The organism is Saccharopolyspora sp. CA-218241 (assembly GCF_050954615.1).
Taxonomy (GTDB): domain Bacteria; phylum Actinomycetota; class Actinomycetes; order Mycobacteriales; family Pseudonocardiaceae; genus Saccharopolyspora; species Saccharopolyspora cebuensis.
In genome coordinates, this window is record NZ_CP191860.1 from 2,332,336 (window position 1) to 2,351,466 (window position 19,131).

Consider the following 19,131-nt stretch of genomic DNA (forward strand, 5'->3'; position numbering starts at 1 on the left):
GGCTGCGCGGCGGTCCCCGTGCGATAGGAATCGGTGCACTGGGGTGGGTCATGGGCGACCGGGCTGCGCGTTGCCGCGCTCGCACGCCGGAATTCCCGACCGGCGAACGATGGACGGGTCCCGGATGGCCTCCCCGCGTCCGGTGTGCTGACCGAGGATGTGGTGGAACATGCTGCGAACCGAACTGATCCGGCCGTTGCCCGAGATGATCCGGGACAACGCCGATCGATTCGGGGACAAGGTCGCCTTCCGCGATGCGCGGCGGAGCGTGGGCTACGCCGAGCTGGCGCGGCGGACCGGGAGGCTGGCCGGGCACCTGGCGCGGTTGCGGCTGCAGCCGGGCGATCGCGCCGCGATCTTCCTCGGCAACCGCGTCGAGGTGGTGGAGAGCTACCTCGCCGTCGCGCGGGCGAGCGCCATCGGGGTGCCGCTGAACCCGCGCGCCTCCGATGAGGAGCTGGCCTTCTTCCTCGCCGACAGCGGCGCCCGCGTGGTGTTCACCGACGCGGGCCGGGTGGACCAGGTGCGCCGCGCGGTCGGCGACCGGGACGACGTCCGGCTGGTGGTCGTCGACCAGGACCGGCCCTTCGATGCACCCGCGGGCACCGCGTCCTTCGAGGCCCTCGCGACCTCCGAACCGCCGGAACCCGCGCGCGACGACCTCGGCCTCGGCGACCTCGCGTGGATGCTCTACACCTCGGGCACCACCGGCAAGCCCAAGGGCGTGCTCTCCACCCAGCGCAACTGCCTGTGGTCGGTGGCGGCCTGCTACGTGCCCGTGCCGGAGCTCTCCGCCGACGACCGGGTGCTGTGGCCGCTGCCGTTGTTCCACAGCCTCTCCCACATCGCCTGCGTGCTCGCCGTCAACGCGGTCGGCGCCACCGCGCGCATCGTCGACGGGTTCGCGCCGGAGGAGATCCTCTCCGCGCTGCGCGAGGAGCGGTCGACGTTCCTGGCCGGGGTGCCGACGATGTACCACTACCTGGTGCAGGCGGCCCGGCGGGACGGCTTCCAGGCCCCCGCGCTGCGGATGTGCCTGGTGGGCGGCGCGGTCACCACGGCGGCGCTGCGCAATTCCTTCGAGGAGGCCTTCGGCGCGCCGCTGGTCGACGCCTACGGCAGCACCGAGACCTGCGGGTCGATCACCATCAACTGGCCGCACGGCGCCCGGGTCGAGGGCTCCTGCGGCCTCCCGGTGCCCGGGGTCAACGTGCGGCTGGTCGACCCCGACACCGGCCTGGACGTGCCGCACGGCCGGGAAGGTGAGGTGTGGGTCAGCGGGCCGAGCGTGATGGTCGGCTACCACAACCGCCCGGACGTCACCGAGTCGGTGCTGCGCGACGGCTGGTACCGCACCGGCGACCTGGCGCGCCGCGACGAGGCCGGCTTCTTCACCATCACCGGGCGGATCAAGGAGCTCATCATCCGCGGCGGGGAGAACATCCACCCCGGCGAGGTCGAGGAGGTGCTGCGCGGCGTCCCCGGCGTCGCCGACGTCGCGGTCGCGGGCAAGCCGCACGACCTGCTCGGCGAGGTGCCGGTGGCGTACCTGGTCCCCGGCCCGGAGGGCGTGGACCCGCGGCGGCTGCTCGACGAGTGCCGCCGCCGGCTGTCCTACTTCAAGGTGCCGGAGGAGTTCTACGAGATCGACCGGGTGCCGCGCACCGCCTCGGGCAAGATCACCCGGCACGTGCTGCTCGAACAGCCCGGACGGCTGCGGATGGCCGGCAGCACGCACTACGAGGACCTGCTGCGGGTCGAGTGGACCCCGCTGCCGTCCGTGACGGCCACCCCGGTCGCCGCCGTCCCGTGGGCCGCGGTCGGTGCGGGCACCGCGGTGCTGCCCGGGGAACCGGCGCACCGGTGGGCCGATCTCGCCGCCGCCCGCGAGGCGGTGGCGGCCGGCGCGCTCGGACCGGTGCTCGTCGTCGAGCCGGGCCCCGCCGAGGTGGACGAGCTGGTGGACGAGCTCCGGGCGTGGTCCTCGGACGAGCGGACCGGGGGCGCGCGGGTCGTGGTGGTCACCCACCGGGCGGTCGCCGTCGGCGGGGTGGACGACGACGCGCCCGAGCACCCGGCGTGGGTGCGCGTGGCCGAGGTGCAGCAGGAGCACCCGGGCCGGGTGGTCCTCGTCGACCTCGACGCCGCCGCGGACGTGCCCGCGCACCTGCTCGCCTCCGCCGTGGCTTCCGGGCAGGACTGCGCCGCGGTGCGCGGAGGCGTCGCCCTGGTCCCCGGCTGGTCCGCGTGGCGGTGCCCGAGGTGGGGGCCGCGGACTCCCTCGACCCGGAGGGCACGGTGCTGATCACCGGTGCCGACGGCGCCGAAGCCGCGGCGATCGCGCACCACCTGGTCGCCGGGCACCGGGCCCGCCACGTGCTGCTGGTCAGCCGGCGGGGGGCCGAGGACAGCGCCGCGCGGGAGCTGGCCGCCGACCTCGCCGAGTCCGGCGCCGAGGTGGCGCTGGAGGCCTGCGACACGGCCGACCGCGAGGCGCTCGCCGCCGTGCTCGACGGCCGCACCCCGCCGCTGACCGCCGTCGTGCACACCCCCGGCCGGGACGGCCAGGACCGGGGGACCGTCGTCACCGGTGCCCACCACCTCGCCGAGCTGGTGGAAGACGCCGACCTCCGCGCTTTCGTCCTGCTCACCCCGGTCGCGGCGCCGGGCCTCGCCGGGGACCGGCACCAGGCGGCGGTCCGCGCGTCGCTGGCGGAGCTCGCGCGTCGCAGGCGGGGACTCGGCCTGCCCGCGCTCGCGTTCGGCTGGGACCTCGGCGGGGAGCGCGACATGCCGGGCCTGTCCGCGCTGCCGGTCCGCGACGGCCGCGCGATGTTCGACGCGGCCCTGAACCAGCCCGAGGCCGCGGTCCTCGCGGCGAAGCCGACCCCGGAAACGCTGCGCTCCACCCCGCCGTCGGTGCTGACCGGGCTGTTCGACGTGGCGGTCGGCGGCGCCCAGGAGGCCGACGACGCGAAGGCCGACCGGCTCCGCGAGCGCCTGCGCGCCCGGCCGGGCGCCGCGCGGCACCGCGCGCTGCTCGACCTGGTGCGGTCGGCGGTGGCGACCGCGCTCGATGCGGCCCCCTCGGCGATCCGGCCGCACGTCGCGTTCAAGGAACTCGGGTTCACCTCCCTCATGGCGGTGCGACTGCGCAACGAGCTCAGCGCCGAGACCGGACTGCGCCTGCCCGCCGCCACCGCGTTCGACCACCCCACGCCCGCCGCTCTCGCCGAACGGCTGGCGACGCTGCTGTTCGGCATCCCGGGGGAGGACGCGGACGACCGCGCCGCGGTGGCACCCGCCGCGAACGAGCCGATCGCGATCGTGGGGATGGCGTGCCGGTTGCCGGGTGGGGTGGTGTCGCCGGAGGGTTTGTGGGATCTGGTGGCTTCCGGTGGTGATGCGGTGGGGGAGTTCCCGTCGGATCGTGGTTGGGATGTGGAGGGTCTTTTTGATCCTGATCCTGGTGCGGTGGGGAAGTCCTACGTTCGGCGTGGTGGCTTTCTCGAGGGTGCGGGTGATTTCGATGCGGGGTTGTTCGGGATCAGTCCGCGTGAGGCGTTGGCGATGGATCCGCAGCAGCGGTTGTTGTTGGAGTCCTCGTGGGAGGCGTTGGAGCACGCCGGGTTGGATCCGTTGGGGTTGCGGGGTCGGGATGTCGGTGTCTTCTCCGGGCTGATGCGGCACGAGTACGCCTCCGGGCTAGCCGAAGTGCCGGAGGAGATCCAGGGCTACCTCAGCACGGGCCGCGCGGGCAGCGTCGCCTCGGGGCGGGTGTCCTACGCGCTGGGCTTGGAGGGTCCGGCGGTGACGGTGGACACGGCGTGCTCCTCCTCGCTGGTCGCCCTGCACCTCGCGGCCCAGTCGCTGCGCACCGGGGAGTGCTCGCTGGCCCTGGCCGGTGGCGTCGCGATCATGGCCAGCCCCAGCGATTTCGTCGAGTTCTCCCGGCAGCGCGGGTTGGCCGCCGACGGGCGGTGCAAGGCGTTCTCCGACGATGCCGACGGCACGAGCTGGTCCGAGGGCGTCGGTGTGCTGGTGGTGGAGCGGTTGTCGGATGCCCGGCGGTTGGGTCATCGGGTGCTGGCCGTGGTGGCGGGTTCGGCGGTGAACCAGGACGGTGCGTCGAATGGTCTGACGGCGCCGAACGGTCCGTCGCAGGAGCGGGTCATCCGGGCTGCGCTGGCCAACGCGGGATTGGATTCCTCCGATGTGGACGCGGTGGAAGCGCACGGCACCGGCACCTCGTTGGGCGACCCGATCGAGGCGGGCGCCCTGCTCGGCACTTACGGTCGGCACCGCGAGGGCGAGCCGTTGTGGTTGGGCTCGCTGAAGTCGAACATCGGGCACGCGCAGGCGGCTGCGGGCGTGGCGGGTGTGATCAAGATGGTGCTGGCGATGCAGCGCGGGATTCTCCCGGCGTCGCTGCACGTGTCGTCCCCGTCGTCCAAGGTGGACTGGGATTCGGGTGCGGTGGAGGTGCTGACCGAGTCGCGGTCGTGGCCGGAGACGGGTCGGGTGCGTCGGGCGGGGGTGTCGTCGTTCGGGGTGAGCGGCACCAACGCCCACGTCGTCCTCGAACACGCCCCCGAGGCGGAGGTGCCGGGGGAGGAACGCGCGGACGCCGGTGTGGTGCCGTGGGTGCTGTCCGGCCACACCCCGGAGGCGCTGCGAGCCCAGGCCGAGCGGATCAGCGCGGCGGTCGGGGCAACCGATCGCGCCGACCTTGGCTGGTCGTTGTTGTCCCGCGCGACGCTGGACCACCGCGCGGTCGTCGTGTCCGCATCGAGCGACAGCGCCGGGAACGGTCTCGCCGCCATTGCTTCGGGAACCCAAGGTCCCGTGTCGGGTGTGGCCGATGTGGATGGTCGGACCGTGTTGGTGTTCCCGGGTCAGGGTGCGCAGTGGGTCGGTATGGGTGCCGAGTTGCTGGATGCTTCGCCGGTGTTCGCGGAGGCGATGGCGGAGTGCGATGCGGTGCTGGCCGAGTTCGTGGATTGGTCCCTGCTGGAGGTGATTCGCGAGGGGCGGGAGCTGGACCGGGTGGACGTGGTGCAGCCGGTGTCGTTCGCGGTGATGGTGTCACTGGCTCGGCTGTGGCAGTCCCACGGGGTCACCCCGGACGCGGTCCTGGGGCATTCGCAGGGCGAAATCGCTGCCGCGCACGTCGCGGGTGCCTTGTCACTGCGAGATGCGGCTCGGGTGGTGGTGCTGCGGAGCCGGTTGATCGCAGAGGAGTTGGCGGGTCGGGGTGGCATGGTGTCGTTGGCGGTCCCGGAGTCCGAGGCGGCGGAGCTGATCGGCCCTGGGCTGGATGTGGCGGTGGTCAACGGTCCGTCGTCGGTGGTCGTCGCCGGTGATCCCGAGGCGTGCGCTGAGGTCGTGGCCGAGGCGGAGCGCCGGGAGGTCCGGGTGCGTCGGGTGCCGGTGGATTACGCCTCGCACAGCGCGCACGTGGAGAGCATCCGCGACGAGCTCACCGAGGTGCTGGCAGGAATCAGTCCTTCAGCGGGTGAGGTGCCGTTCTTCTCCACCGTGGACTGCGCGTGGGTCGAGGACACCGCGACGTTGGATGCGGGCTACTGGTATCGGAATCTGCGGCAGCGGGTGCGGTTCGCCGAGGCCACCGACGCGCTGATCGACGATGACTTCCGGGTTTTCGTGGAGGTCAGTGCGCACCCGGTGTTGACGATGGCGGTCCAGGAGACCTTGGACGCTCACCGAACTGCGGCGATCGTGACCGGCACGCTGCGCCGCGACGAAGGTGACCTGACCCGGTTCGCCACCTCGTTGGCGGAGCTGTGGGTGCGCGGGGTCGAGGTGGACTGGGCTCCGCTGTTCCCCGCAGACGTCCGGCGCATCGACCTGCCGACCTACGCCTTCCAGCACCAGCGCTACTGGCTGGAATCGACCGCGGCGGCGCCCGCCGACGTCTCCGCCGCGGGCCTGGACGTCGTCGAGCACCCGCTGCTCGGCGCGATGGTCAGCGCCCCCGACTCCGGCGAGGTGGTGTTCACCGGTCGGCTGTCGTCGCGGACGCTTCCGTGGCTGGACGACCACCGCGTCGGCGGGGCGGTGCTGCTGCCGGGCACCGCGCTGGTGGACGCCCTCGGTGCGGTCGGTGCCCACGTGGGGGCGCCCGTGGTGGCCGAGCTGACGATCGCGAAACCGATCCTCGTTCCCGATGCGGTCGACCTGCAGTTCCGCGTCGGCGAACCCGATCCGGCGGGCTACCGCGCGGTGCGGGTGCACTCCCGGGCCGGTGCGGACGGCACTTGGACCGAGCACGCCTCCGGTTCGGTGGCCCCGGACGGCGCTCCGGGAGGTGCCGAGCCGGGGTTCACCTCCTGGCCACCGCCGGGGGCGCGTCCCGTGGACGTCGCGGACCTCTACGCCGGCCTGGCCGTCGACTACGGGCCGTCGTTCCGGGCGGTGCGCGCGGCGTGGGTGGACGAGGGCCGCGTCTACGCCGAGATCGCGCTGCCGGAGGACGCCGGCGACCTGCCCGACGCCGACGGCTACGGCGTCCACCCCGCCGTGCTCGACGCCGCCCTGCACCCGCTGGGCGTGTCCGGCTTCTTCGCCGACCCGGAGCAGCCCCGCCTCGCGTTCTCGTGGTCCGGAGTCCGGTGGCACGCCGCGGGCGCCCGGACCCTGCGGGTCCGCGTGACCGCGACCGGCCCGGACTCGGTGGCGATCACCGGCGTGGACGGCACCGGCGCCCCGGTCGTCGACGTGGAAGGGCTCGTGGTGCGCCCGGTCGAGGTCGACCGGCTCCGCGAGGCGTCCCACGGCGTCGGTGGCCTGATGTTCGCCGTCGACGCGGTGCCCGCCCCCGCGGGCGCCGCCGAGGTGGGCGATCCGACGCCGCACGCGGTGCTCCCGGCGGGTCCCGCGGCGTCCGTGGTGGTCTACGCGCCCGAGACCGAGCCCGACGGCCCGCTCCCGGAGCGGGTGCGGCTGACCGGCCTGCGCGTGCTCCGGTCGGTCCAGGAGTGGCTGTCCGACCCGGCCACGGCGACCTCGCGGCTGGTCGTGGCCATCGACGGGACCGACGTGGTGCAGCGCCCGCTCGCCGGGCTCGTCCGCACCCTCCAGTCGGAGAACCCGGACCGGTTCACCCTGCTCGACCTGGACCGGCGCGACACCGCCGCGGTGCGGGCCGGGCTTGCGGTCAGTGGGGACGAACCCGAGGTCGTCGTGCGGGACGGCCGGGCGCACGTCCCCCGGCTGGTGCGCGCCGAAGTCCCCGCCGAGCCCGGGGAATCGCCGCTGCGCGGCGGAACCGTGCTGGTCACCGGTGCGACCGGGGGGATCGGCCGGCTCGTGGCCGCCCACCTGGCGAGCGTGCACCAGGTGCGCGAGCTCGTGCTGGTGTCCCGCTCCGGGACCGGCGGTGCCTGGGTCGACGCGCTGGCCGAGACCGGCGCGTCGGTGCGGCTGGTCGCCGCCGACGTCGCCGACCGCGACGCGCTGGCCGAGGTCATCGCGCCGCTGGCCGATCGGCTGGTCGGCGTCGTGCACGCGGCCGGCGTCGTCGACGATGGCGTGGTGGCCGATCTGCGGCCGGACCAGTGGGACGCGGTCCTGCGCACCAAGGTCCACGGCGCCTGGAACCTGCACGAGCTGACCGCGGACCTCGCCCTGCGCGCCTTCGTCCTGTTCTCCTCGGCGTCCTCGACGTTCGGCGGTGCGGGGCAGGGCAACTACGCGGCGGCCAACGCGTTCCTCGACGCCTTCGCCCAGCACCGCGGGGAGCTGGGCCTGCCCGGGGTGGCGCTGGCCTGGGGGCTGTGGGGCGAGGAGCACGGCATGGGCAGCCGGCTCAGCGAAACCGACCTGGCGCGCATGGCGCGCGGCGGGACCCGACCGCTGTCCGCGGCGCAGGGGCTCGCGCTGTTCGACGCCGCGTTGCACAGCCGGCGGTCGGCCCTGGTGCCGATCCGGCTGGACCTCGGTGCGGTGCGCAGCGGTGGCGAGGTCCCCGCGCTGCTGCGCGGCCTGGTGCCGCAGCGGGCGCGTCGCGCCGCCGACCGGGTGGACGGCGCAGGGGACGGACCGGAACTCGGGCAGCGCCTCGCCGCGCTCGGCGAGGACGAGCGCCGCCGGGTGCTGCTGGACCTGGTGCGCGGCGCCTCCGCCGCCGTGCTCGGGCACGCCGGTCCGGACAGCATCGACCCGGCCCGCCCGTTCAAGGACCTGGGCTTCGACTCGCTCACCGCCGTCGAGCTGCGCAACCGGCTCAACGCGAGCACGGGGCTGCGGCTCCCGGCGACGTTGATCTTCAACCACCCGAGCCCCGCGGCGCTGGCCGACCACCTGCTGCAGCAGCTCGTCGTTCCGGCCGGGACCCCCGGGACCGCCGCGGCGGTGGCGCCCACCGCCGACCGCGACGACGATCCGATCGCCATCGTGGCGATGGGCTGCCGCTACCCCGGCGGGCTGTCGTCGCCGGACGAGCTGTGGGACTTCGTGCTCGCGGGCGGCGACGCCATCGCTGACTTCCCGACCGACCGGGGCTGGGACCTCGACGACCTCTTCGACCCCGACCCCGACGCCGTCGGCAAGACCTACGTGCGGCGGGGCGGGTTCCTCGACGGCGTAGGCGACTTCGACGCCGAGTTCTTCGGGATCAACCCCCGCGAAGCGGTGGCGATGGACCCGCAGCAGCGCCTGCTGCTGGAGGTCTCCTGGGAGACCTTCGAGCGGGCCGGCCTGGACCCCTCCGCGCTGCGCGGCACGCCGACCGGGGTGTTCGTCGGTACCCACGGCCAGGACTACGGCGCCGAGGGCAGCACCGGTCCGGACGGGGGCTACCTGGTCATCGGCACCGCGGGCAGCGTGCTGTCCGGCCGGGTGTCCTACACGCTGGGCTTGGAGGGCCCGGCGGTGACGGTGGACACGGCGTGCTCCTCCTCGCTGGTCGCCCTGCACCTCGCCGCCCAGTCGCTGCGCACCGGGGAGTGCTCGCTGGCCGTCGCGGGCGGGGTGTCCACCATGGCGACCCTCGACGGCGTCATCGGGTTCTCCCGGCAGCGCGGGCTGGCCGCCGACGGGCGGTGCAAGGCGTTCTCCGACGACGCCGACGGGTTCGGCATGGCGGAGGGCGTGGGCGTGGTGCTGTTGGAGCGGCTGTCCGACGCCCGGCGCAACGGCCACCCCGTCCTGGGCGTGGTGGCGGGCTCGGCGGTGAACCAGGACGGTGCCTCAAACGGCCTGACGGCGCCGAACGGCCCGTCGCAGGAACGCGTCATCCGGGCCGCACTGGCCAACGCCGGGCTCGACGAGTCCGCTGTGGACTACGTGGAGGCGCACGGCACGGGAACCTCGCTGGGCGACCCGATCGAGGCTGAGGCGCTGCTGGCCACCTACGGTCGGCGCGAGTCCGGCGAGCCGCTGGGGCTCGGTTCGGTGAAGTCGAACATCGGGCACACCCAGGCCGCGGCGGGCATGGCCGGTCTGATGAAGGTGATCGCCGCCATGCGGCACGGGATTCTTCCGGCGTCGCTGCACGTGTCGTCCCCGTCGTCCAAGGTGGACTGGGATTCGGGTGCGGTGGAGGTGCTGGCCGAGTCGCGGTCGTGGCCGGAGACGGGTCGGGTGCGTCGGGCGGGGGTGTCGTCGTTCGGGGTGAGCGGCACCAACGCCCACGTCGTCCTCGAACACGTTCCCGAGGCGGAGGTGCCGGGGAGGAACGCGCGGACGCCGGTGTGGTGCCGTGGGTGCTGTCCGGCCACACCCCGGAAGCCCTGGGCGCGCAGGCGGAGCGCATCAGCGCAGTCGTCGCACCGCATTCGCCGCGCGGCGACATCGGGTGGTCGCTGCTGTCCCGTGCGAAGCTCCAGCATCGGGCGGTGGTCCTGAACACCGACCACGGCACCGCCGTCGACGGGCTCGCGGCGATCACCTCGGGAGCTCCCGGCGCGATCACCGGCGAGTCCGGTGTGGATGGTCGGACCGTGTTGGTGTTCCCGGGTCAGGGTGCGCAGTGGGTCGGTATGGGTGCGGAGCTGTTGGGGTCGTCGCGGGTGTTCGCGGAGGCGATGGCGGAGTGCGATGCGGTGTTGTCGGAGTTCGTGGACTGGTCCCTGCTGGAGGTGATTCGCGAGGGGCGGGAGCTGGATCGGGTGGATGTGGTGCAGCCGGTGTCGTTCGCGGTGATGGTGTCACTGGCTCGGCTGTGGCAGTCCCACGGGGTCACCCCGGACGCGGTCCTGGGGCATTCGCAGGGCGAGATCGCTGCCGCGCACGTGGCGGGTGCGTTGTCGTTGCGTGACGCGGCTCGGGTGGTGGTGCTGCGGAGTCGGTTGATCGGCGAGGAGTTGGCGGGTCGGGGTGGCATGGTGTCGTTGGCGGTCCCGGAGTCCGAGGCGGCGGAGCTGATCGGTCCGGGGCTGGATGTGGCGGTGGTCAACGGTCCGTCGTCGGTGGTCGTCGCCGGTGATCCCGAGGCGTGCGCTGAGGTCGTGGCCGAGGCGGAGCGCCGGGAGGTCCGGGTGCGTCGGGTGCCGGTGGATTACGCCTCGCACAGCGCACAGGTGGAGAGCCTCCGCGACGAGCTCACCGCGATCCTGGCCGAGGTCGTCCCGGTGCAAGCAGCGGTCCCGTTCTTCTCCACGGTGGACTGCGCGTGGGTCGAGGACACCACTGTGTTGGATGCGGACTACTGGTACCGGAATCTGCGGCAGCGGGTGCGGTTCGCCGAGGCCACCGACGCGCTGATCGAGGCGGGTTATCGGGCGTTCATCGAGGTTAGCGCGCACCCGGTGTTGACGATGGCGGTGCAGGAGACCCTGGAGCGGCGCGAGGATGTTCCCGCCGTGGTGACCGGCACGTTGCGCCGCGACGAGGGTGACCTGACCCGGTTCGCCACCTCGCTGGCGGAGCTGTGGGTGCGGGGCGTCGAGGTGGACTGGTCGCCGCTGTTCCCGTCGGACGTCCGGCGCATCGACCTGCCGACCTACGCCTTCCAGCACCAGCGCTACTGGCTGGAGCCGAAGGCGCGGGACGGTGACGTGAGCGGTTCCGGCCTCGCCCCGGTCGACCACCCGCTGCTGGGCGGGGTCCTCGCCCTGCCGGAGTCGGAGGAGGTCGTGTTCACCAGCAGCCTGTCGCTGCGGACGCACCCGTGGCTGGCCGACCACGCGGTGTTCGGCACCGTGCTGGTCCCGGGCACAGCGCTGGTGGAGCTGGCCGTGCGAGCCGGTGACGAGGTCGATTGCCCCGTCCTCGACGAGCTGGTGATCGAGTCGCCGCTGGTCCTGCCCGAGCGCGGTGACGTGCTGGTGCAGGTCGGTGTCGCCGCGCCCGACGAGTCGGGGCGGCGTGCGGTGCGGGTGCATTCCCGCACCGGTGCGGCGTCGTCCTGGGTCCGGCACGCCAGCGGAGCGCTCTCGACGCGGCTCCCGGACGTGGCCCCGCAGGACGCGCAGTGGCCTCCGGCGGGGGCGCGGCGGGTGCCGGTGGAGGGCTTCTACGAGCGGATGGCGGAGTCGGGGTACGAGTACGGTCCGTCGTTCCGCTGCGTGTCGGGGGCGTGGACGCGGGGCGCCGAGGTCTTCGCCGAGGTGTCGCTCCCGGCGGAGGTGGATGCCGGGGGGTTCGGGCTGCACCCGGCGCTGTTCGACGCAGCCATGCAGGCGACGAACCTGGGTTCCGCGCCCACCGCCGAACCGGGCGCGGTCCTGCTGCCCTTCGCCTGGACCGGGTTCGCCTTGCACGCCACCGGAGCCAGGGCGCTGCGCGTCCGCGCCACCTGGTCGGGCGCGGACGAGGTGGCGGTGGCGCTGAGCGACACCGCGGGCAACCCCGTCGCGGTGCTCGACTCCCTGGTGCTGCGGCCCACGTCGACGGAGAAGCTCAGCGCGTCCCCGGGCACCGCGCGGGACGGCCTGCTGCGGGTGCACTGGACGACGCTGGACGTGCCCGGTTCCGTCACCGCCCCGCCGGAGGAGGCGGTGCTGGACCTGACGCGGGCGCGCGGTGCCGCCGACCCGGCCGCCGTCCGCGACCTGACCGCCGAGGCCCTCGCCCGCGTGCAGGAGCACCTCGGCGCTCCGACCGTCGCGCCGCTGGTGGTCCTCACCGCCGACCCGGTCGCCGATCCGGCCGCGGCCGCGGTGTGGGGCCTGCTGCGGTCGGCGCAGGCGGAGAACCCCGGATGCGCGGTGCTGGTCGGGGTGGACGACGCACCGGGCGCTCGCGCGCTGGTGCCCGCGGCGGTGGCCACCGGCGAACCGCAGGTCGCCGTCCGCGGCGGGGCGCTGGTCGTCCCCCGATTGGGGAAGACCGATGCCGAGCGCGCGGTGCCGACTCCGCTGGACCCCGACGGCACGGCGCTGATCACCGGCGGTACCGGGACGCTCGGCGGGTTCGTCGCCCACCACCTGGTTGCGGAGCACGGCGTGCGCCACCTGGTGCTGCTCTCCCGCAGCGGCCCGGACGCGGCCGGAGCCGACGAGCTGGCCGCCGGCCTCCGCGAGCGCGGCGCCGACGTGCGGATCGTCGCCTGCGACGCGGCCGACCGGGACGCCCTGGCGGCGGTCGTGGGCTCGATCCCCGCGGCGCACCCGCTGACGGCGGTGGTGCACACCGCGGGCGTCCTCGACGACGGCGTGGTCTCCGCGCTGACGCCGGAACGGCTCGACACCGCGTTCCGCCCGAAGGTGGACGCGGCGTGGAACCTGCACCTGCTCACCGAAGGCGCCGACCTGGCCGCGTTCGTGCTGTTCTCCTCGGCCGCCGCGGCGTTCGGCGGCAAGGGCCAGGGCAACTACGCGGCGGCCAACGGCTACCTCGACGGTCTCGCGGAGCTCCGGGTGCGGCGGGGGCTGGCCGCGGTGTCCCTGGACTGGGGGCTCTGGAGCCAGGCCAGCGCCATGACGGGGCACCTCGGGGCGGCCGAGCACACCCGGATGGCCGGCGGCGGGGTGCGCGGCCTGTCCTCGGCGGAGGGCATGGCGTTGTTCGACGACGGGCTCCGCGCCGGGGAGCCGGTGCTCGCGGCGGTCAAGCTCGACTTGCCCGCGCTGCGCACCGCGGCCGCCGAAGGCGAACTGCCGCCGCTGCTGCGCGGGCTGGTGCGACCCGTCCGCAAGCAGGCCGCGGCGGCGGCCACCGCGGCGGACGGGCTGGCGCAGCGCGTGGCCGGGATGGGCGCGGCCGAGCAGCGCCGGACGCTGGTCGCCTTCGTCCGGGAGCAGGCCGCCGCGGTCCTCGGGTTCGCGAGCGCGGACCCGGTCCCGGCGGACCGGGCCTTCAAGGAGCTCGGGTTCGACTCGCTGACCGCGGTGGAGCTGCGCAACCGCCTCACCAAGGCCACCGGGCTGCGGATGCCGGCCACGCTGGTGTTCGACCACCCGAGCCCGAACGCGGTCGCCGACTTCCTGCGCGAGCAGATCGGCGGCAGCGCGGCGCCGGAACAGCCCCTGCTGCACCGCTTCGACGCCTTGGAGCGGGAACTGCTGTCGGACGCGGCCGTGGACGAGGAGGTCCGCGCGCTGCTGGCCGACCGGCTCCGGGTCCTGGCGGAGCGGTTCGGGGCGGTGACCGCCGTCGACGACGGCTTCGACCTCACCTCCGCCACCGACGAGGAGATGTTCGATTTCATCGACCAGGAAATCGGGAACGCGTGACGGCTTGCGCCGATCGAACCGACTCCGCACTTCTGGGAAGGCTTGACGATGTCGAATGACGAGAAGCTGCGCGATTACCTCAAGCGCGCGGTGGCGGACCTCCAGCAGACCCGCCGACGGCTCCGCGACGTGGAGGAGCGGCAGAACGAGCCGATCGCGATCGTGGGGATGGCGTGCCGGTTGCCGGGTGGGGTGGTGTCGCCGGAGGGTTTGTGGGATCTGGTGGCTTCCGGTGGTGATGCGGTGGGGGAGTTCCCGTCGGATCGTGGTTGGGATGTGGAGGGTCTTTTTGATCCTGATCCTGGTGCGGTGGGGAAGTCCTACGTTCGGCGTGGTGGTTTTCTCGAGGGTGCGGGTGATTTCGATGCGGGGTTGTTCGGGATCAGTCCGCGTGAGGCGTTGGCGATGGATCCGCAGCAGCGGTTGTTGTTGGAGTCCTCGTGGGAGGCGTTGGAGCACGCCGGGTTGGATCCGTTGGGGTTGCGGGGTCGGGATGTCGGTGTCTTCTCCGGGCTGATGCACCACGACTACGGCAGCACCCTGCGCGAGCTGCCCGGCGGGCTCGAAGGGTACTTCGGGGTCGGCAACTCGGGCAGCGTCGCGTCGGGGCGGGTGTCCTACGCGCTGGGTCTGGAGGGTCCGGCGGTGACGGTGGACACGGCGTGTTCCTCGTCGCTGGTGGCGTTGCACCTGGCGGTGCAGTCGCTGCGCACGGGGGAGTGCTCGCTGGCGCTGGCCGGTGGCGTCGCCGTGATGGCCGAGCCCGCGGTCTTCGTCGACTTCTCGCGGCAGCGCGGGTTGGCGGTCGACGGCCGGTGCAAGGCGTTCTCGGAAGGGGCGGACGGGACCGGTCTGTCCGAGGGCGTCGGTGTGCTGGTGGTGGAGCGGTTGTCGGATGCCCGGCGGTTGGGTCATCGGGTGCTGGCCGTGGTGGCGGGTTCGGCGGTGAACCAGGACGGTGCCTCCAACGGTCTGACGGCGCCGAACGGTCCGTCGCAGGAGCGGGTCATCCGGGCCGCGCTGGCCAACGCGGGCCTGGGTCCCTCCGACGTGGACGCGGTGGAAGCGCACGGCACCGGCACCTCGTTGGGCGATCCGATCGAGGCGGGCGCCCTGCTGGCTACCTACGGCCAGCGCGAATCCGCCGAACCGCTGTGGCTCGGGTCGATCAAGTCGAACATCGGGCACGCGCAGGCGGCTGCGGGCGTGGCGGGTGTGATCAAGATGGTGCTGGCGATGCAGCGCGGGATTCTCCCGGCGTCGCTGCACGTGTCGTCCCCGTCGTCCAAGGTGGACTGGGATTCGGGTGCGGTGGAGGTGCTGACCGAGTCGCGGTCGTGGCCGGAGACGGGTCGGGTGCGTCGGGCGGGGGTGTCGTCGTTCGGGGTGAGCGGCACCAACGCCCACGTCGTCCTCGAACACGCCCCCGCCGAGACCGCCCGGCCCGACGAGCGCGTTTCCTCCGGCGTTCCCGTCCCGTGGAACTTCTCGGCGCACTCGCCGGAGGCGCTGCGGACGAACGCCGCGCGCATCGCCGACGCGATCGAACCCGGCCAGCTCGACCGGGGCGATGTCGGCTGGTCGCTGCTGTCCCGCGCGAGCCTGGAACACCGCGCGGTGGTGCTGGGTGCGGGCGTCGACGCGGCGCTGGCCGACCTGCGCTCGCTGGCGTCCGGCGACCTCGCGGACGGTCTCGTCACCGGAGTGTCGGGTGTGGATGGGCGCACTGCGTTGGTTTTCCCGGGTCAGGGTGCGCAGTGGGTCGGTATGGGTGCGGAACTGTTGGGGTCGTCGCGGGTGTTCGCGGAGGCGATGGCGGAGTGCGATGCGGTGTTGTCGGAGTTCGTGGATTGGTCGTTGCTGGAGGTGATCCGCGAGGGGCGGGAGCTGGACCGGGTGGATGTGGTGCAGCCGGTGTCGTTCGCGGTGATGGTCTCGCTGGCGCGGCTGTGGCAGTCGCATGGTGTGGATCCGGATGCGGTGGTGGGGCATTCGCAGGGTGAGATCGCGGCCGCCCACGTGGCGGGTGCGTTGTCGTTGCGTGACGCGGCTCGGGTGGTGGTGTTGCGGAGTCGGTTGATCGGCGAGGAGTTGGCGGGTCGGGGCGGCATGGTGTCGTTGGCCCTGCCGGAAGCAGAAGCCGCCGAGTTGATCGAGCGGCGGCCGGGGCTGGACGTGGCGGTGGTCAACGGTCCGTCGTCGGTGGTCGTCGCTGGTGATCCGGCGGCTTGCGAGGCGCTGGTGGCCGAGGCGGAGCGGCGGGAGGTCCGGGTGCGTCGGGTGCCGGTGGATTACGCCTCGCACAGCGCACAGGTGGAGAGCATTCGCGACGAGCTCACCGCGGTCTTGTCCGACATCAAGCCGGAGGAATCGGAGGTGCCGTTCTTCTCCACGGTGGATTGCGCGTGGGTTGAGGACACCACTGTGTTGGATGCGGGCTACTGGTATCGGAATCTGCGGCAGCGGGTGCGGTTCGCCGAGGCCACCGACGCGCTGATCGACGATGACTTCCGGGTCTTCGTGGAGGTCAGTGCGCATCCGGTGTTGACGATGGCGGTGCAGGAGACCTTGGAGCGGTGTGCGGATGTTCCCGCCGTGGTGACCGGCACGTTGCGCCGCGACGAGGGTGACCTGACCCGGTTCGCCACCTCGCTGGCCGAGCTGTGGGTGCGCGGGGTCGAGGTGGACTGGGCCCCGCTGTTCCCGGCGGACGTCCGGCGGGTCGACCTGCCGACCTACGCCTTCCAGCACCAGCGCTACTGGCTGGCCTCGGACCCGGCGAAGTCCGGCGGTGACCTCGCCCTGACGGGGCTCGACGCCGTGGGGCACCCGCTGCTCGGCGCGGCGCTCGCCTTCCCGGAGTCCGGTGCTGCGGCGTTCACCAGCCGGCTGTCCCTGCGGACGCACCCGTGGCTGGCCGATCACGCCGTGTTCGGCACCGTGCTGGTCCCCGGCGCGGCCTTGGTGGAACTGGCCGCCCGGGCCGGTGCGGAGGTCGGTTGCCCGGCCCTCGACGAGCTGGTCGTCGAAGCGCCGCTCGTCCTGCCCGAGGAGTCCGCGGTGCGCCTCCAGGTGCACGTGGACGAGGCCGACGACGCGGGCCGGCGTGCGGTGCGGATCTACTCGCGGCCCGACGACGACGGTGACTGGACCCGGCACGCCAGCGGTGCCCTGTCCACGGCACCGGCCCCCGCGGCCCCGGCCCAGCAGTGGCCTCCGGTGGGGGCGCGGCGGGTTCCGGTGGAGGGCTTCTACGAAGGGATGGCGGAGTCCGGGTACGAGTACGGTCCGTCGTTCCGGTGCTTGTCGGCGGCGTGGACCCGGGGTGCCGAGGTGTTCGCGGAGGTCGCGCTCCCGGAAGAGGTGGATGCCGGGGAGTTCGGGCTGCACCCGGCGCTGTTCGACGCCGCCATGCAGGCGACCCGGTTCGGCAGCGCCACCGAGGTCGCCGCGGGACACGTCCTGCTCCCGTTCGCCTGGAACGGGTTTTCCTCGCACGCCTCCGGTGCGACGGCGCTGCGGGTGCACGCGGTGTGGTCCGGCGAGGACGCCGTGTCGCTGGCGCTCACCGACCAGACCGGGGCGCCGGTCGCGTCGCTGGAGTCCCTGGTGCTGCGCCCCACCCCGATCGACCGGCTCCGCCGGGACGAGCTGCCGCTGCACCGGCTCGACTGGAGCCCGGTGACCACCGGACCGACGACCGCGCGGATCGTCCGCCTCACCGCGGACGCCACCGCGCCGGAGCTGGCGGAGGCGATCGAGCAGGCACCCGACGCCGTGGTGGTGGACTGCACCGGAAGTGGTGATCCGGACCCGGGGGCGGTGCGGGCGCTGGTCGGCGCGGTGCTCGCCGTGGTGCAGCGGTGGCTCGCCGACGACACCGGGCAGCCCGGCGAGCTGGTCGTGCTGACCGAGGGCGGCGTCGAGGTCGCCGCGGACGACGCGGACGTCCGTCCGGGGGCCGCCGCGGTCTGGGGGCTGGTCCGGGCGGCGCAGGCGGAGCACCCGGGCCGGATCGCGCTCGTCGACGTCGACGGTGCGCAGTCCGACGCCGCGCTGGCGGCGCTCGCGGCCGTCGACGAACCGCAGCTCGCGGTCCGGCGCGACCGCGCGTGGGCCCCGAAACTGGTCGCGGCCCGCGGCGACGAGCGCGATGCGCCGGTCCTCGACCCGGCGGGCACGGTGCTGGTCACCGGTGGCACCGGGACGCTCGGCGCCTCGGTCGCCCGGCACCTGGCCGGTGCGCACGGCGTGCGGAATCTGCTGCTGGTGAGCCGCAGTGGCCCGGACGCGGCCGGCGCGGCGGAGCTGGCGGCGGAGCTGCGCGCGCTGGGCGCCGAGGTCCGGATCAGCGCGTGCGACGTCGGCGACCGGGCAGCCCTGGCCCGGGTGCTGGCCGACGTGCCGTCCGACCGACCGCTGACCGGCGTGGTCCACGCGGCGGGTGCGCTCGACGACGGGGTCCTCTCCTCCCTCTCGCCCGAGCGGTTCGACGGGGTGTTCCGGCCGAAGGTGGACGCGGCGTGGCACCTGCACGAGCTGACCGCGGACGCCGACCTCGCGATGTTCGTGCTGTTCTCCTCGGCGGCGGGGGTCTTCGGCGGCGCGGGCCAGGCCAACTACGCCGCGGCCAACGGCTACCTGGACGGGCTGGCCGCGCACCGCAGGCGCCTCGGCCTGCCCGCGGTGTCGCTGGCGTGGGGCCTGTGGGCGGAGGCCACCGGCCTGACCGCGCGGATGTCCGACGCCGACCACGAGCGACTGGCCCGCGACGGACTGCTCGGTCTCGGTGACGACGAGGGCATGGCCCTGTTCGACCGCGCCGTGCGGAGCGAGCGGTCGTTGCTGGTGCCCGCGAAGTTCGACCTCGCCGCGCTGCGGTCCGGTGCGTCGACCTCGCCGCTGCTGCGCGGGCTGGCCGCGCCGATCCGGCGGGCGGCGCCACGGGCGGGTGCGGTCTCGTGGGCGGACCGGCTGGCCGGGATGGCCGAGCAGGAGCAGCTGCGCACCCTGGTGGAGCTGGTGCGCAGGAACGCCGCCGCCGTGCTCGGCCACCCCTCGGTGGACCCGGTCCGCGCGGACCACGCGTTCAAGCAGATGGGATTCGACTCGCTGGCCGCCGTCGAGCTGCGCAACCGGATCGCCGCGGAGACCGGCCTGCGGCTGCCCGCCACGCTCGTCTTCGACCGGCCGACCCCGAACGCGCTCGCGGAGCACCTGCACGACGAGCTGTGCGCCGCCGACCCCGGCGTCGACGAGGAGCGGTTGCGCAGCGCGCTGGCCAGCACCCCGCTGAGCCGGTTCCGCGAGCTCGGCGTGCTGGAGGCCCTGCTCGGCTTGATCGGCGCCGAAGAGGACGGGGCCGGTGCCGAGCAGGACGACGAGAGCAACTGGATCGAAACGATGGACGTCGACGAGCTCGTGGCCCGTGCGCTGGGCGCGGGCAACTGACTCGATCGCGGATGCGGAGATGACGATGACGGGTTCGGACGAC

4 protein-coding genes are annotated in these 19,131 nt (G+C 73.8%); all 4 read left to right on the top strand.

Annotation, left to right across the window (positions count from 1 at the left end):
* Nucleotides 1-169: 169 nt before the first annotated feature.
* On the top strand, nucleotides 170-2,305 hold the full coding sequence (locus tag ACQP0T_RS11355) for an AMP-binding protein (protein WP_433872802.1): 2,136 nt from the start codon (nucleotides 170-172) through the stop codon (nucleotides 2,303-2,305).
* A complete protein-coding gene (locus tag ACQP0T_RS11360; RefSeq protein WP_433872804.1) occupies nucleotides 2,263-9,867 on the top strand; it encodes an SDR family NAD(P)-dependent oxidoreductase in 7,605 nt (2,534 codons plus the stop codon). Before ACQP0T_RS11355 ends, ACQP0T_RS11360 begins: the two co-directional genes overlap by 43 nt.
* Nucleotides 9,868-10,001: 134 nt before the next feature.
* Nucleotides 10,002-13,637 carry an SDR family NAD(P)-dependent oxidoreductase gene (locus ACQP0T_RS11365; RefSeq protein ID WP_433873679.1) on the top strand — a complete coding sequence of 1,212 codons (3,636 nt, stop codon included), beginning with the start codon at nucleotides 10,002-10,004 and terminating at the stop codon, nucleotides 13,635-13,637.
* A gap of 90 nt (nucleotides 13,638-13,727) precedes the next feature.
* The gene (locus ACQP0T_RS11370) at nucleotides 13,728-19,088 is read left to right on the top strand and encodes a type I polyketide synthase (RefSeq protein ID WP_433873680.1); all 5,361 of its coding nucleotides are present in this window, start codon (nucleotides 13,728-13,730) and stop codon (nucleotides 19,086-19,088) included.
* The last annotated feature ends 43 nt before the right edge of the window (nucleotides 19,089-19,131 follow it).